This window comes from Avibacterium gallinarum, from assembly GCF_002921135.1.
GTDB classification, from domain to species: Bacteria; Pseudomonadota; Gammaproteobacteria; order Enterobacterales; family Pasteurellaceae; genus Avibacterium; species Avibacterium gallinarum.
In genome coordinates, this window is record NZ_PQVJ01000002.1 from 1 (window position 1) to 15,374 (window position 15,374).

At 40.5% G+C, this 15,374-nt stretch carries 10 protein-coding genes; 4 read left to right on the forward strand and 6 right to left on the reverse strand.

Annotated elements, in window-relative coordinates:
- Positions 1-32 precede the first annotated feature (32 nt).
- From C3007_RS00790 to metF, 6 genes are all read right to left on the reverse strand, one after another.
- Positions 33-1,217, reverse strand: coding sequence for an NRAMP family divalent metal transporter (locus tag C3007_RS00790; protein WP_103852625.1), 1,185 nt, complete (start codon positions 1,215-1,217; stop codon positions 33-35).
- Between the two features lie 42 nt (positions 1,218-1,259).
- On the reverse strand, positions 1,260-2,000 hold the full coding sequence (gene pxpA, locus C3007_RS00795; protein WP_103852626.1) for a 5-oxoprolinase subunit PxpA: 741 nt from the start codon (positions 1,998-2,000) through the stop codon (positions 1,260-1,262).
- A complete protein-coding gene (locus C3007_RS00800; RefSeq protein ID WP_103852627.1) occupies positions 1,987-2,919 on the reverse strand; it encodes a 5-oxoprolinase subunit C family protein in 933 nt (310 codons plus the stop codon). Before C3007_RS00800 ends, pxpA begins: the two co-directional genes overlap by 14 nt.
- Positions 2,916-3,566: a 5-oxoprolinase subunit PxpB gene (gene pxpB, locus C3007_RS00805; protein WP_103852628.1), complete on the reverse strand. Its 651-nt coding sequence runs from the start codon at positions 3,564-3,566 to the stop codon at positions 2,916-2,918. The genes C3007_RS00800 and pxpB overlap by 4 nt, the downstream gene beginning before the upstream one ends.
- A 179-nt stretch (positions 3,567-3,745) precedes the next feature.
- Positions 3,746-5,122 carry a DUF945 family protein gene (locus C3007_RS00810; RefSeq protein WP_165779934.1) on the reverse strand — a complete coding sequence of 459 codons (1,377 nt, stop codon included), beginning with the start codon at positions 5,120-5,122 and terminating at the stop codon, positions 3,746-3,748.
- A 149-nt stretch (positions 5,123-5,271) separates the two neighbouring features.
- Positions 5,272-6,153: a methylenetetrahydrofolate reductase gene (gene metF, locus C3007_RS00815; RefSeq protein WP_103852630.1), complete on the reverse strand. Its 882-nt coding sequence runs from the start codon at positions 6,151-6,153 to the stop codon at positions 5,272-5,274.
- Positions 6,154-6,341: 188 nt separating this feature from the next.
- Between metF and C3007_RS00820 the strand changes: the two genes are divergently transcribed.
- The 4 genes from C3007_RS00820 (at position 6,342) to putP (ending at position 15,239) form a co-directional block, all read left to right on the forward strand.
- Positions 6,342-8,372 (forward strand): hypothetical protein, encoded by a 2,031-nt coding sequence (locus C3007_RS00820; RefSeq protein WP_103852631.1) that lies wholly within the window; start codon positions 6,342-6,344, stop codon positions 8,370-8,372.
- Positions 8,373-8,527: 155 nt separating this feature from the next.
- The gene (gene trhP, locus C3007_RS00825; RefSeq protein WP_103852632.1) at positions 8,528-9,898 is read left to right on the forward strand and encodes a prephenate-dependent tRNA uridine(34) hydroxylase TrhP; all 1,371 of its coding nucleotides are present in this window, start codon (positions 8,528-8,530) and stop codon (positions 9,896-9,898) included.
- Positions 9,899-10,281: 383 nt separating this feature from the next.
- Positions 10,282-13,722: a bifunctional proline dehydrogenase/L-glutamate gamma-semialdehyde dehydrogenase PutA gene (putA, locus tag C3007_RS00830; protein ID WP_103852633.1), complete on the forward strand. Its 3,441-nt coding sequence runs from the start codon at positions 10,282-10,284 to the stop codon at positions 13,720-13,722.
- Between the two features lie 17 nt (positions 13,723-13,739).
- Entirely contained in the window at positions 13,740-15,239 is a 1,500-nt protein-coding gene (putP, locus tag C3007_RS00835) for a sodium/proline symporter PutP (protein WP_103852634.1), read from the forward strand.
- Positions 15,240-15,374: the final 135 nt, after the last annotated feature.

Sequence of the window (15,374 nt, forward strand, 5' to 3'; positions counted from 1 at the left end):
AATCACCGCACTTTTTCTATGGATAAAAATAATTAAGCCATTAAATTACCAATATATTTTGATAAAGTCATAATGCTTAACACCGCCATTAAAATGACCACCAATGCCCCCGCCGCAGTCATCCAAACAGGGTGTTTGTAGTCCCCAACAATTTTACTACGATGCGCTGCAAGTAAAATTAATCCTAATGAAATTGGAAGAATTAATCCATTTAATGTTCCAACAAAAACAAGCACTTGTGCAGGTTTTCCAATGGTTGCAAGCACGGCGGTGGAAATCACAATAAAGACAATAATCCAGCAATTTCTATGCTTAGCAATAAATGGTGAGAAAGTGGTTAAGAAAGACACAGAGGTGTAAGCTGCGCCGATCACTGAAGTAATTGATGCTGCCCAAATCACAATTCCAAAAATAATCAACCCGATATTTCCTGCAACGTGAGAAAATGGCGTTGCTGCTGGGTTGGCAGGATCAAGTTTTACCCCTTGAGAAACCACGCCAAGCACCGCAAGGAACAGCACGACACGCATAATTGAGGCGATAAGAATGGCTGAAATAGAGCTTTTACTCACCTCTTTCAACGAATCTTTGCCCGTAATTCCTGCATCTAATAGACGATGTGCCCCTGCAAAGGTGATGTAACCCCCAACGGTTCCACCAACAAGGGTAACAATCGCAATCACATCTAATTTTTCTGGCACAAAAGTATGTACCACGGCATCAGCAACGGGCGGATTCGCATTCACGGCCACATAAATGGTCAGTGCGATCATCACAAAGCCCATCACTTGTGCAAAGCGATCCATTATTTTGCCTGCTTCTTTAAACAAGAAAATACCAACGGCAATCGCACCACTGATAATCGCCCCCGTTTCTGCTGGCAAGCCGGTTAGGATATTTAGCCCTAACCCCGCACCGCCAACATTACCGATATTAAAGGCGAGCCCGCCCATAACAATCAATACGGCAAGAAAATAGCCCGCTCCGGGTAAAACCGCATTCGCAATGTCTTGTGCCTTTTTCTCTGACACGGCGACAATTCGCCAAATATTTAGCTGTGCGCCAATATCCAACAAAATGGAAAGTAAAATCACAAAGCCAAAGCTGGCGAATAAGGTTTGGGTAAACGTGGCGGTTTGCGTTAAAAAGCCCGGGCCAATGGCTGAGGTTGCCATTAAGAACGCTGCCCCCAGTAATGCACTGCGGTTTTTAATCATAAAATACTCCTGTATATTTTTTGTTATTAATTGATGTTATGTTTAATTTGATTTCAGTTGAATGTTGTGTTCCGTCAAAGCCTGACGAATTTTTTCAGCAAAAGAAATCGCGTGTTCACCATCGCCGTGCAAACAAATGCTATCGGCTTTAATTGGCACTTCTACGCCATCAACGCTTGGCACAGTGCCTTGTAGCACCATTTGCAGCACTTGGCTGATGGCTTCGTCATCATTTTCTACCATTGCATCAGGGCGAGTACGCGGCACTAATGAGCCGTCCGCAAGATAATGGCGATCGGCGAAGACTTCTGAAATCACCCCTAAGCCTTGTTGTTCCGCCACTTGCAACATTAAACTGCCCGATAAGCCCATTAATTTCATTTTAGGATCAAAGGCTTTTAGGGTTTGTGCGATCAGGGTGGCAAGTGCTTCGTCTTTTGCCGCTTGGTTATATAACGCACCGTGCGGTTTCACATAAGCCAGTGGTACAGCTTCCGCTTCACAAAGGGCTTTGATTGCACCGAGCTGATAAAGCAGGCAGGCTTTCAATTCTTCATCAGGCAGTTGCATATTGGTGCGGCCAAAATTTTCGCGATCAGGAAAACTTGGGTGTGCGCCCACTTGCACTTGGTTTTCTTTTGCCCAACGAATGGCTTTTCGCATTTCGTTGAAATCTCCTGCGTGTAAACCGCAAGCGACATTTGCTGAAGTGACAAGTTGCAATAAGCGTTGATCATTACCGCAGCCCTCTGCTAAATCCACATTTAAATCAACGTGTTTCATTTACTTTTCTCCTTATGCGAGCTAAATAATCTTGGTTTTGTTGATAACGTTCACGTGCTTCCTGATGAGAAATCACGGAAAAATGTACCGCACTTTCTAACGCATTTTGTGCTAAACGCCCGAGATCCGCTTCGATCACACAAGCTATTTTGGGATAACCGCCCGTAGTTTGCGTGTCCGCCATTAAAATAATCGGCATTCCGTCTGGTGGCACTTGCACCGTTCCCATTGGTGCGGCGTAAGAAAGCATTTCCAATGGTTGAGTGAGATTAAGTTTTTGTTCTCCGCTAAAACGATAGCCCATTCGACTGCTATTTTTTTCTAATCGCCAAGGCTGGTTTTGGAAAACTTGCTGACTTTGTGCGGTGAAATGGTCAAATTCGGAGGACGGCACGAGATGAATTTTATTGGTAAAATCAATAGGTTCAATGCTGATCGTAGAAAGGAATGTGTCGCGTTTGCCTGTGGCTATATTATCTCCCGCACGCAATAATCGCCCTTGATAACCACCAAATCCAGCTTTGAGATCGGTGCTGCAAGAACCTAGCACTTTCGGCACACTGAAACCGCCCGCTACACAAAGATAAAGGTAATTTCCCATTGTGATCCGTTTAACCGTTAAACGTTGGCGTGCTTTTGCAGTGTATCGCCAATAAGCATAAATCGGCTGGTCATCAAGGTAGGCTTCACATAATGCACCGGTGAAACAAAAAGGTGTATCACAATCGAAAGTTAGGCTAAAACCGCCTAGTGTTGCTTCAATAGCAGGGGCATTAGGCTCGTTTTCCAGTAAAAGGTTACCTGCTTGTAATGCTAAGGCGTCCATTGCGCCTGCGTGTCCAATGCCAAAATTGCGAAAACCAAAACGCCCTAAATCTTGGATATGGACGAAGCCATACATATTTTCAATATAAATCATAGGGTTATACTCTCCGCCACAAATTTTACGTTATCGCCAGCCATTAACAACACCGGCGGCTCTCGGCGAATATCAAATAATGGCATTTCCGTTCTGCCAAGTAATTGCCAGCCACCTGGTGAAGTGAATGGATAAACGCCAGTTTGGCTGCCACCAATGCCCACTGAACCTGCGGGAACTTTGGTTCTTGGCTGTTCTCGTCTTGGTGTGTGTAAATTTTCAGGTAAACCGCCTAAATAAGGAAAGCCCGGCTGAAAGCCCATCATAAAAACGGTGTAAGTGGGCGCAGTGTGGCGGCGGATAATTTCTTCTGGCGTGGTGTGATGAAATTTCGCTACGTCAAATAAATCTTCGCCAAATTCACCGCCATAATGCACAGGGATTTCAATTAATCGGCTTTGGCGTGTTTCTGTTTGCTGTTCGCTTTGCTGCCAATAATGTAAGACTTGTTGCTCAAGTGCGGTGGGATTTGTGTCAAAATGATAAAACAGGGTGAAATTGTTCATTCCTACCACCACTTCTTGCACATTGGGCTGCTGACGCATTTGCTCAGCAACAAGCCAAATACGTTGTTGCTTTGATAGCTCTGCAGGCGGCGGTAAAGAACAAAGAAGAGAGCGTTCACTGGTTAAGGAAAAAGTTAGCATACATAACCCTCGTTTGTTAATGAGATGTTATTTTTCTAACGTTATTTCAACATACTGTCAAGGGAAAAATTAAGAATTTTTCTTAAAATAGAATTTATTCAAATTTGATAAGTTATTTTTGCTGAAAATAAAGCCACTTAATTATTCGTTAAGTGGCTTGAAAGTTAATTAAAATGATATTAGTAAGCCATCATCAGTAGCATAATTGCCATTTTCATATCATTTTCTGACATTTCTTGATTGTTAAAAATTAATTTTTGCTTATCTTTATCTAAAAACACTTTAAAGTTAGCTTTGTTATCTTTTAGCATAATGAAATTATTTTTTGCTATTTCTTCAAGATATTGCTGAACGGTATTTTCAACTTCTTGTTCTGAGATTTGTTGCGTTCTTGGATTCGTTGCAAAGAGATTTTTAACGAGTTGAACTAACGCTTTTTTCTCTGATTCGGCATTAATTTTAAAGGTATCAAAAGCATCAAAGATTTTCTCATTTTTTAATGAGGTTTGAAATACTTTACTTAAGGCTATTTTTGCTTCACCTTCTAGGGCTTTACCTTTATCATTGAAAAGTTCAAGTTTATCAATATCTAACACAGGTTGATTGGCCAAAATTTCTTGTTGGATTTGACTAAAAATCTTATCATTCTTGAAAGAATGCTCATCAAGTTCATTTAAAAGATTTACCGCATCGCCTAAAATATGATTTAATGAACCTTTGAATTTTAATCCTGTAATTGGTTTATTATCCAGCAAGATATTTTTAACATTATAATCAAAGTTCATATCAATAAAGCCATTTTTCTCATTGATTTTATTTTCAATCTCAAGCTTATCTAAAACAAGATCAAGATTATTTTCGGCTTTGTGAAGAGAAATTTTCTCAATTGAAATATCGGTATCGCCTTGATAAATATTTTTCCAAGGAGTTGGTGAAATATCACTTTTCCCTTTTAAATTTTCTACGTCTAAACGATCTTTATTATCGATAATTAAAGAAAATTTGCTCACATCAATTTCAGACTTACCATAGCCTTGCTGATCAAGGTCAAATTTTCCATCTACATTCCAAGCCATTTCAACTTGATCATCCGTTTTATGAGCCACATCGGAATAAACTTTCCCTTTAATCTCTTGACCATAGCTCATTGTTGTTACAGTTCTTAATGGATTTTTGCCATTGTCAGCGAAATAGGCTTGGGTATCTTGCGTTTTTTCTACTTCTGTATCGGCAGAAAATAGCGCAAAAGAAAAGTCATTTAAAGTGATAGGGCCGTGGTGAATTTTTCCCACGAAAGGAATCGTTCCATTTAAGTCCTCGCCTTTTATTTCAAGTTGATAACGTACATCAGAACTAAAAAAACCGCGATCTAAAACGGCATCTTTAATTTGTACAGAATACCCTGAATCGGCAAGGGATTGTTGCAACTGTTGGTTGCTTAATTGGATATAGTCGATATATTTTCGTTCGGCAATCTTTCCTGTGTACCACGCGCCACCGCACCAAGCGCCGCCAAGAATGGCGATTAATCCGATTGATAAAGCTGATTTTTTCATTACGTTTCCTTTTAAATAAAATTTGCAGAAAAATAGCATAATTAGCCATAAATCGCAAAAAATAGTAAGAAAATAAAGTGCGGTGCTTTTTTAGAAAATTTTTATATTGAAAGCAAAAATGGGGCTCTCCCCCATTTTTGTTTAATGAATTATTCTGGGCACACACCAAGCGTGTGGCAAATGGCGTAAGTGAGTTCGCTGCGGTTGAGCGTGTAGAAGTGGAAATCTTTCACCCCTTCACGAGAAAGCACGCGCACCATATCCATTGCGATGCTCGCCGCAACAAGGTTTCTAGTGGTTTGATCGTTCTCCAATCCTTCATACATTTTTGCCATCCACGCTGGAATTTTCACATTGGTAATCGCCGCCATTTTTTGCAACTGTTTGAAATTGGTAACAGGCAAGATCCCTGGCACAATCTCGGCATCAATGCCGATAGAAGCACAACGATCGCGGAAGCGTAAATAGCTGTCAATATCAAAGAAAAATTGAGTAATAACGTGATTTGCGCCCGCATCAATTTTGCGTTTTAAATTGATTAAATCCGCTTGGGCAGATTTTGCTTCGGGGTGTACTTCAGGGTATGCCGCCACGGAAATATCAAAATCAGCCACAGAACGCAATAACTCCACTAAATCTGACGCATAGAAAAGCTTTTTATCGTATCCAGCTGGCTCATCACCGCGCAATGCCACAATGCGGCGGATGCCACTATCCCAATAATCTTGGGCAATTTTTTTCAGTTCTTCTGGTGTGGCATCAATTCCTGTTAGATGCGGTGCTGCTTCCAAGCCTGTTTCTTGTTTAATATGTTTTACCACGCTGTGGGTGCGATCACGCTCCCCTGAATTTGCCCCATAGGTGACGGAAACGAATTTCGGTTTTAGCACTTTTAAACGATGAATGGAATCCCACAGAATTTTTTCCATATTTTCATTTTTTGGAGGGAAAAACTCAAAAGACACGTTGATGTTGCCGTTAATGCCTGATAAGTGGTTGTTTAATGTATCAATTTCTTTTGCATAGCTCATAGGCTTCTTCCTCTGTATTTTTATCCGTTTAGACTGCTGTACGGCTATAACATTAAAGATAAAAGGGAGCTGTGTCAATTTCAAAAAATTTCATTATTTTATGAAACAAATTCATAGCAAAGCTCTTATCGATCGCTTATAAATCCGCTATACTTCTGAAAAATCAATCCCTAAAGTTAGGAAAGTCTATGAATAAAAAAGTAAAAATTGTTGGTTCACTATCCTTGATTGCTGCCACATTAGCTTTAGGCGCGCAAATTTACACCAATCATAAAATGGATCAAATTCTGCAAAAATTCCCTTATTCACTGCAAGATAAATTTCAGTTGGACGTGGTTGAGCAAAAGAAAAATTTCTTCAGTCGTGAACTTGTTCTCAAACTCTCTAATGATGAATCCAACACGTCTAACGAAATTATTCAAACAAAACTCACCGCACTTCCTTTTGCGGTGCTTGCAGATTCTGCCCTTATCCCAAGTTTTGTAAAAGAATTAAATAAAAATTTTAAAGTTACTATTGATAAAAATAATATCACCAGTAAATTTTCTGTTATTGGGGATTATTTCCAATCAAATATTGACACCCAATTTCGCGATCTCGCTAACAAATCACAATCTTTAGTAATAGAGCTAAATTTTGAACCTAAAAGTCATCTAATGAAAATTCAAAGCTATTTATCTGGCTTTAATTATGATGCAAACTCAAAAATTAACGATTTAACTGCGAGTGCTACGCTTATCCCTATTGATGATAATCAATATGATATTGAAAATGTCTCCGTTCAACTTAAAGACGGTGATATTTATTTCTTAAATGGGGATAATACAAATATCAAACTACAAAAATTAGATTATAATTTGGATAAATCTTTATCTGGCAGCAATTACAACTTAAGCACTAAAATAAACACTGATGGGATAACTATTACAGATAAGAATCCTAAACACGCTACAATTCAGTTTAAAAATATAGCATTCCAACTTGCTCAAAAAGACATTCCAAATCAACTTAGCTATGCAAAATTATTTCACCTGCTCAACAATAAAAATGAGCTAAACACGGCGGAAATTATCAATCAGTCTTTGGACTTACTATTTAAAAATAAAGAAAGTGAAGTCAGCTTTAATTTTGAAAATTTAACCTTAGCACATAAAGAAAAAGATAAAGAGGTTTCTTTTGATAACTTCTCTTCTTCCTTCAAAGGAAATTTTTCTGACTTATCACAAGTACAAAGCAGCTATACTTTCACATTAAAATCTGGTCAAAGCAAAGGAGGAAACAAGCCTTTTCAAATCAAAGGGATACAATTTGAAGGTAATAATAAAAATGTTAATCTTGCCACGCAACTTGAATTGTTAAAATCAAATATTCAGATTTTTTCAAAAATCAAACCATCAGAAAAAGAACAAGAAAATACCTCATTAGAAAAAGAGAAAAATACTTTCATCACTCACTTAAAAACGCTTTCACAGGATTATAATCAATCCCAAGAGATGCTATTTAAAATAGATGAATTGACTTTAGGTGATAATATCGAACTTAAAGGAATAGAAATTGGAGCAAGTGGTGCTATTTCTGAAGATAAGCAAGATAATGAGAACATTGAACTTACCCTAGCAAGCTATGTGAATAAAAAAGATCAGTTCCAATTAAAAAATGGGAAAATTAGCCTTCCATTTACAGCAACAAATGTAGGCTCAATTATTCCTTTAAATATTTGTAATAACCTTATCTATCAAGCGGCTTGCACTAAATATCTTAGTGTCAATGATTATACTGACTTAATCATTTATCAACCAATCAAAAATATCGCTATTAATATTGAACAGGCAAAAATAAATGGTGAAATAGATACCTACCCTTCTACATCGCTAACCCCATTTGAAGGAAAACTCAGCTTAAAATCAGGGATATTAGAAGATCAAAAAGATAAAACATCTTTCGCTTTATTATTAGAAAAATGGAAAAATACAAACATTAATCTTTCTTTCGCCTTTGATAATAAATTATTTAAAGAGAATTTATTGAAAGGTAAAAACTCAACTTCGTGGTCATTAATTAATGATTGGGTCAATCCTGAAGGACAACTTAATCCTTATTTAAAAGAAAATGGCGATAATTACACCATTGAAATAAAAAAAGAAGGGGAACAAACTTGGGTTAATGGCGAAATATTACCCTCAACCAATGGAGAAAATTTAGCCCCAGAACAACAATAATTGCTCTTCTTAAGTGCGGTGAAAAAATTCACAAAATTTCCACCGCACTTTTTCTCTCTTTACTTTACAAATTGCAAAATCCCCCTACAATAACCGCCTTTACGCATTTACCTTGAGTGAATGCCTGACTTGTAATCAGACACTAAGAGAAATTTATGACAACCACTTTTAAACCCGAACTGCTTTCCCCTGCGGGATCGCTAAAAAATATGCGTTATGCCTTTGCTTATGGCGCTGATGCCGTTTATGCAGGGCAGCCTCGTTATAGCTTACGTGTGCGCAACAATGAATTTAACCACGCCAATTTGAAAATTGGGATCGACGAAGCCCACGCCCTCGGCAAAAAATTCTATGTGGTGGTGAATATTGCACCGCACAATTCCAAATTAAAAACCTTTATTAAAGATCTTCAGCCTGTGGTGGAAATGAAGCCCGATGCCTTAATTATGTCTGACCCTGGGTTGATTATGCTTGTGCGTGAACATTTCCCTGATATTGATATTCACCTTTCGGTGCAAGCCAATGCAGTAAACTGGGCAACAGTGAAGTTCTGGAAACAAATGGGACTAACTCGCGTGATTTTATCCCGTGAACTTTCGATTGATGAAATTGCTGAAATTCGCCAACAAGTGCCCGATATGGAAATTGAAATTTTCGTCCACGGTGCATTATGTATGGCCTATTCGGGGCGTTGCTTGCTTTCAGGTTACATCAACAAACGTGATCCAAACCAAGGCACTTGTACCAATGCGTGCCGTTGGGAATATTCGGTGGAAGAAGGCAAGGAAGACGAAGTGGGCAACATTGTTGGCAATGAAATCCCAGTGAAAAATGTCGCGCCAACCTTGGGCGAGGGGCAAACCACAGACAAAGTTTTCTTACTTGCAGAAAGCCAGCGTCCAGAAGAAAAAATGTCTGCCTTTGAGGACGAACACGGCACTTATATTATGAACTCAAAAGATCTGCGCGCCGTGCAACACGTTGAAAAACTCACGCAAATTGGGGTTCATTCACTAAAAATTGAAGGGCGCACTAAATCTTTCTACTATTGCGCAAGAACCGCACAGGTTTACCGCAAAGCCATTGATGATGCCGCCGCAGGCAAACCATTTGATGAAAGCTTAATGGATACCCTTGAAAGCCTTGCACACCGTGGCTATACCGAGGGGTTTTTACGCCGCCATACGCACGATGAATACCAAAACTACGACTATGGTTATAGCATTTCTGAGCGTCAGCAATTTGTCGGCGAATTTACCGGTGTGCGTAAAGAGGGCTTGGCCGAAGTGACGGTAAAAAATAAATTCTTACTTGGTGACGAAGTGGAATTAATGACGCCAAAAGGCAATATCGTGTTCAAAATTGAACGTATGCTTAATCGCAAAGGGGAAGAAGTGGAAGCGGCGCTAGGGGATGGACATTTTGTTTTCTTAGATGTGCCAGAAGATTTGGATTTAGACTATGCCTTGCTAATGCGAAACTTGGTGAACGCCAACACGCGTAATCCGCACGCAGAAAGCAAATAATCACATTATTTGGCGAACGAGTTAGCTCGCCTTTTTCTTGGCTTGATTTAAACTTTAATGAATTATTACAGATTTGTTAATAAAATGTTGCAAATTGCATTTTTCCTTGTATAATGTCGCCATACCCTAAAAAGTATGACTCCAAATATTTTCAGCCCTTCCTTGAAGGGCTTTTTTTTTCACCTAATTTCCATAAAAACTCGCCAAAAAAGCACCGCACTTGTGTTTTATGATGTTTCTAAGCAAATAATATTGCTACTTTAAAGGCTATTTTTTGAACTTCATCACATTTCTCAACATTTCATATTTTCTCTTTTCAAAATTTCATTACAATCCTTAACATTCCATTAACAAATAAAGCCAAATTTTATATGGAGCATCTTATGAACTATCAATACTCTCCCCTACCCAGCGTAGAACCTGAACTTCGTAAAATTATCAGCGCGCATTATGATTGCCCTGAACAGCCCGCAGTAAGTCAATTAGTCCAAACCTTAGATTTCACACCACAGCAAGAATCTTCCATTGAACAAGTCGCCCGAGAATTAATCGGCAAAATCCGTAGTAAAAAACAGAAACATTATGGCGTTGATGCCTTGATGCACGAGTTTTCTTTAGGTTGTGATGAAGGCATTGCCTTGATGTGCTTGGCGGAAGCCTTGTTGCGTATTCCCGACGCGCAAACCCGTTATGATTTAATCAACGATAAGCTTCAACAGGGTAACTGGCAATCCCATTTGAAAAAATCAGGCTCGCTATTTACCAACGCCGCAAGCCTAGGCTTAATGCTTGGCAATAAAATCAGCGCCAGTTTAGATGAAGAAGCCCTTTCTTCTGCGTTGATGAAAAGTTTCTCTCGCCTTTCTGCGCCTGTGATGAAAAAAGCCATTGAAAAAGCAATGGGAATTTTAGGTGAGCAATTTGTTACTGGCGAAACAATGGAAAAAGCCCTGAAAAATATTACGGCAAGAGAAAAAATGGGCTATTGTTTTTCCTTTGATATGCTCGGTGAAGCCGCAATGACAATGGAAGACGCGGACAGATATTTACAGGATTATGTGGACGCCATTCACGCTGTAGGCAAGCAATCGGCCGGGCGTAGCTTATATGATGCAAATGGTGTATCGGTCAAATTATCGGCTATCCACCCACGTTATGCTCGCGCACAACAAGATCGTTTAATGAGCGAAATCTATCCGCGTTTAAAACAGCTTTTTGTGCTAGCAAAACAGTACAATATCGGCTTAAACATTGATGCGGAAGAAATGGCGCGCCTTGAAATTTCTTTAGATCTGCTCGAAAAATTATTACAAGATCCTGATCTTGCCGACTTTAACGGCATCGGTTTTGTGGTGCAGGCTTATTCAAAACGCTGTCCTTATGTGTTGGATTACATTATTGCGTTAAATCGCCGTTATCAACGCAAAATGATGGTGCGTTTGGTGAAAGGGGCGTATTGGGATAGCGAAATTAAATGGGCGCAAACCGAAGGCGTGCAAGGCTTCCCTGTTTATACACGCAAAGTGCATACGGATATTTCTTATATTAGCTGTGCGAAGAAATTATTAGACGCACAAGATGCCATTTATCCACAATTTGCAACGCATAATGTGCAAACCCTAGCCACCATTGCGGAACTGGGTAAGGGCAAAGAGTTTGAGTTTCAATGTCTGCACGGAATGGGCGAAACCCTTTACGATAACGTGGTTGGTGAACATCAATTTAATCGCCGTGTGCGGGTATATGCGCCAGTGGGAACCTATGAAACCCTACTCGCCTACCTTGTACGCCGATTGCTAGAAAACGGCGCAAATTCCTCTTTCGTGCATCAATTAGTGGATAACAATATTTCTGTTAATGAACTGATTGAAGCGCCGTGGAAAAAATTTGCTCGCTTTAACGGTGCGCCAAATAAAGCCATAAAATTACCAGCGGATCTTTTCCCCCATCGCCGTAATTCCCAAGGCTTTAATTTAAGTGATGAAATCCAACTGGCGGAATTGCAACAGCAATTAAATCAAGCAGAATATTCGGACGTGCAATCCCTTTGTGCTGTGCCAGTGAAAGCAGCACAACGTTATCAAGGTCGCAAACCGGCAGATACGGCACAACCTCTGCCAACTTCCACTTTTATGTCGCCAGATGATGTGCCTGCAGTGTTTGATGTGCTGCAATCTGAAGTTTGGCAAGAAAAAACTGTGGAAGAACGTGCGACAATTTTAGAAAGAGCGGCGGATTTTTATCAAGAAAATACCGGCTTGTTGCTGCGTCTTGCCATTGAAGAAGCAGGCAAAACTTTGCCAAATGCTATTGGGGAACTGCGTGAAGCGGTGGATTTCTTGCGTTATTACGCTGAACAAATCCGCTTATTAGACAGCAAAAAAGCCCTCGCACCACCGCTAGGCAATGTGCTATGTATTTCTCCTTGGAATTTCCCTCTGGCAATTTTCACTGGACAAATCGCTGCAGCCTTGGCAGCGGGTAATAATGTGATTGCAAAACCTGCTGAGCAAACCTCGCTCATTGCCTATTATGCGGTGAAATTATTGCATCAAGCTGGCGTGCCGCAAGAAGCCTTGCAACTCACCTTAGGGGCTGGGGATTTAGGCGCGGCGTTGGTGGCGCAACCTTTTAATGCGGTGATGTTCACTGGCTCAACGGAAGTGGCACATTTGATCAATAAACAGCTGGTGCAACGCGATGATCAACCAGTGCTAATTGCTGAAACAGGTGGTTTAAACACTATGGTGGTGGATTCTTCCGCCTTGTTAGAACAAGTGATCGTCGATGTGTTAAGTTCCGCCTTTGATTCCGCAGGGCAACGCTGCTCTGCCTTGCGTATTTTATTAGTGCAAGAAGACATTGCGGATCGTTTATACCAAATGATCACCGAAGCAATGAAAGAATTAGTAATTGGCAACCCAGAGCTGCTCAATACTGATATTGGGCCGGTGATCGATGAAGAAGCAAAAGCTAATTTAATCAATTACCAAACACAAGTGCGGTCGTTTTCTCGCCGATATTTTGAATTGGATTCGCCGACTTCAGGGCATTTTGTCGCGCCAGCCATTTATGAAGTGGATTCTTTGGATCAAATTAATCGCGAAGTGTTCGGGCCTATTCTGCACTTTGTGCGCTATAAAAAAGCGGAATTGGGCGATTATCTGCAAAAAATTAATGCCAAAGGCTATGCCTTAACAGGGGGCTGCCACAGTCGCATCAGCAAAAATGTCGCCTTTGTGCAACAGCATTTAGAATGTGGCAATTTCTACATTAACCGTAATATTGTGGGGGCGGTAGTTGGCGTGCAACCGTTCGGCGGACACGGCTTATCAGGCACAGGGCCGAAAGCGGGCGGCGAGCTTTATGTTCAACGTTTAACCAAAACATCACAATATTATTCATCTATACTTGCAAAAAACAAAGTATTGCCTAGTATTACAGGAGAATTAAATAGCATTGATTATAAAACCACTTCTGTTTTATTACTCGGTCAAGACCACGCTCGTTTAACTGCGGCTTATCAGCGGTTACAACAAGCAGGATTTAATGTTGTTGTAGAAAAAGATAATCCGCTGTTGAGCTATCAATTACCGCATCTACAAATCCTAAAAGAAGGACAGCATTTGCAAAAAGCAGTGTTTGTATCGCCGATCGATACCCAAACACGTCAGCGCTTTGCGCAGAATAATCCTGCGATTTTCTGTTTATACGATTGGACAGTCAATCAGGATTTGACCTTGCTATATAACGAATTTTCACGCAGTGAGAATATTTCTGCCGCAGGGGGCAACGCCACCCTAATGGCCATTGAAGAACAATAATTTTATAGGGAGAAAGTATGCAGAATTATCAAATCTACACAGCTTTTGGACTGTATCTTGTTATTATTTTAGGGATTGGGATCTACGCCTATATTTCCACCAAAAATTTTAACGATTACATTTTAGGCGGCCGCAAAATGGGTAGCTTTGTTACCGCAATGTCGGCGGGCGCATCAGATATGTCTGGTTGGTTGCTACTTGGCTTGCCCGGTGCGATTTTCCTTACCGGCTTGTCAGAAGCCTGGATTGCCGTGGGGCTAACGGTTGGTGCATATCTAAATTACCGCATTGTGGCAGGGCGTTTACGGGTTTTCACCGAGCAATATGGCAATGCACTTACCTTACCTGAATATTTTGCAATGCGATTTCCAAAACGAGCAAAATCGCTGAAAATTCTTTCTTCTTCAGTGATCTTGTTTTTCTTCACTATTTATTGTGCATCTGGTGTGGTAGCTGGGGCAAAATTATTCCAAAGCTTATTAGGCATTGATTACACTACCGCCTTGATTTTTGGTGCGGTGGCAACCATTGCTTACACCTTTATTGGTGGCTATTTAGCGATTTCTTGGAGCGATACTATTCAAGCCTCCTTGATGATTTTCGCTTTATTGCTCGCCCCTGTTATTGTGCTGCTTAACATTAGCTGGGAAGAAATTACCCTTGCCCTAGAAGCTAAATCACAACAAACGGGAATTCCTTATTCTAACTGGCTTTACAACGTATCAGGTATTGGCGTGATTTCGGCGCTTTCTTGGGGATTAGGCTACTTCGGACAGCCGCATATCTTAGCCCGTTTTATGGCAGCCAGTTCAGTTCAAGCCCTAGATAAAGCCCGCACAATCGGGATCACTTGGATGATTCTCTGCTTAGGCGGCGCTTGTGCGGTGGGCTATTTCGGCTTGGCTTATTTTGAAGTAAAAGGTATCGCTTTGGATTCCGCCGAATCGGTGTTCATTGAAATTTCCAAAGCCATTTTTAATCCTTGGATCGTGGGTATTGTGCTATCCGCCATTTTAGCGGCGATTATGAGTACCTTATCGGCACAATTCTTAATGTGTTCTGCCGCCATTACCGAAGATTTCTACCACGGTTTCTTACGCAAAAATGCCTCAAGCACGGAATTAGTTTGGGTTGGCCGCGTGATGGTCTTGCTCATCGCCATTGTTGCCATCGCCATCGCCCAAGATCCGAATTCTAAAGTAATGGGCTTAGTATCTTACGCTTGGGCTGGCTTTGGCGCATCATTTGGGCCATTGGTGATCCTTTCCCTATTTAACCGCAACATCACCTCCAACGCCGCGTTATGGGGAATGTTATCCGGTGCTGTAACGGTTGTAGCCTGGAAACCGCTAATGACCGCGCTAAACTGGAAAGACATCGCCAACTTATACGAAATTATCCCTGGCTTCTTAGCTTGCTCTTTCGTTACCTTAACTTCATCAATTTTCTCACCAGTTGCTAAAGACGTAGCTGAAAAATTTGATGAGGCAGAGAAAAGCTACAATCAACAACGATAATAAATTTAAATCCAAGGGCTGAATAATCAAGCCCTTTGGTTTTCTAAAAATGCCCTACTCTCACATTTTCCTTGTACAATCCACAAAATCTCAATAGACTACGCCAACTAATCCCTGTTTACCCTTATTTTAAAA

Excerpts from the sequence above, each read along its gene's own strand:
- metF (WP_103852630.1), bottom strand. The coding sequence starts at position 6,153 with ATGAGCTATGCAAAAGAAATTGATACATTAAACAACCACTTATCAGGC.
- trhP (WP_103852632.1), top strand. The coding sequence starts at position 8,528 with ATGACAACCACTTTTAAACCCGAACTGCTTTCCCCTGCGGGATCGCTA.
- putP (WP_103852634.1), top strand. The coding sequence starts at position 13,740 with ATGCAGAATTATCAAATCTACACAGCTTTTGGACTGTATCTTGTTATT.
- pxpA (WP_103852626.1), bottom strand. The coding sequence starts at position 2,000 with ATGAAACACGTTGATTTAAATGTGGATTTAGCAGAGGGCTGCGGTAAT.
- putA (WP_103852633.1), top strand. The coding sequence starts at position 10,282 with ATGAACTATCAATACTCTCCCCTACCCAGCGTAGAACCTGAACTTCGT.
- C3007_RS00820 (WP_103852631.1), top strand. The coding sequence starts at position 6,342 with ATGAATAAAAAAGTAAAAATTGTTGGTTCACTATCCTTGATTGCTGCC.
- pxpB (WP_103852628.1), bottom strand. The coding sequence starts at position 3,566 with ATGCTAACTTTTTCCTTAACCAGTGAACGCTCTCTTCTTTGTTCTTTA.
- C3007_RS00790 (WP_103852625.1), bottom strand. The coding sequence starts at position 1,217 with ATGATTAAAAACCGCAGTGCATTACTGGGGGCAGCGTTCTTAATGGCA.
- C3007_RS00810 (WP_165779934.1), bottom strand. The coding sequence starts at position 5,122 with ATGAAAAAATCAGCTTTATCAATCGGATTAATCGCCATTCTTGGCGGC.
- C3007_RS00800 (WP_103852627.1), bottom strand. The coding sequence starts at position 2,919 with ATGATTTATATTGAAAATATGTATGGCTTCGTCCATATCCAAGATTTA.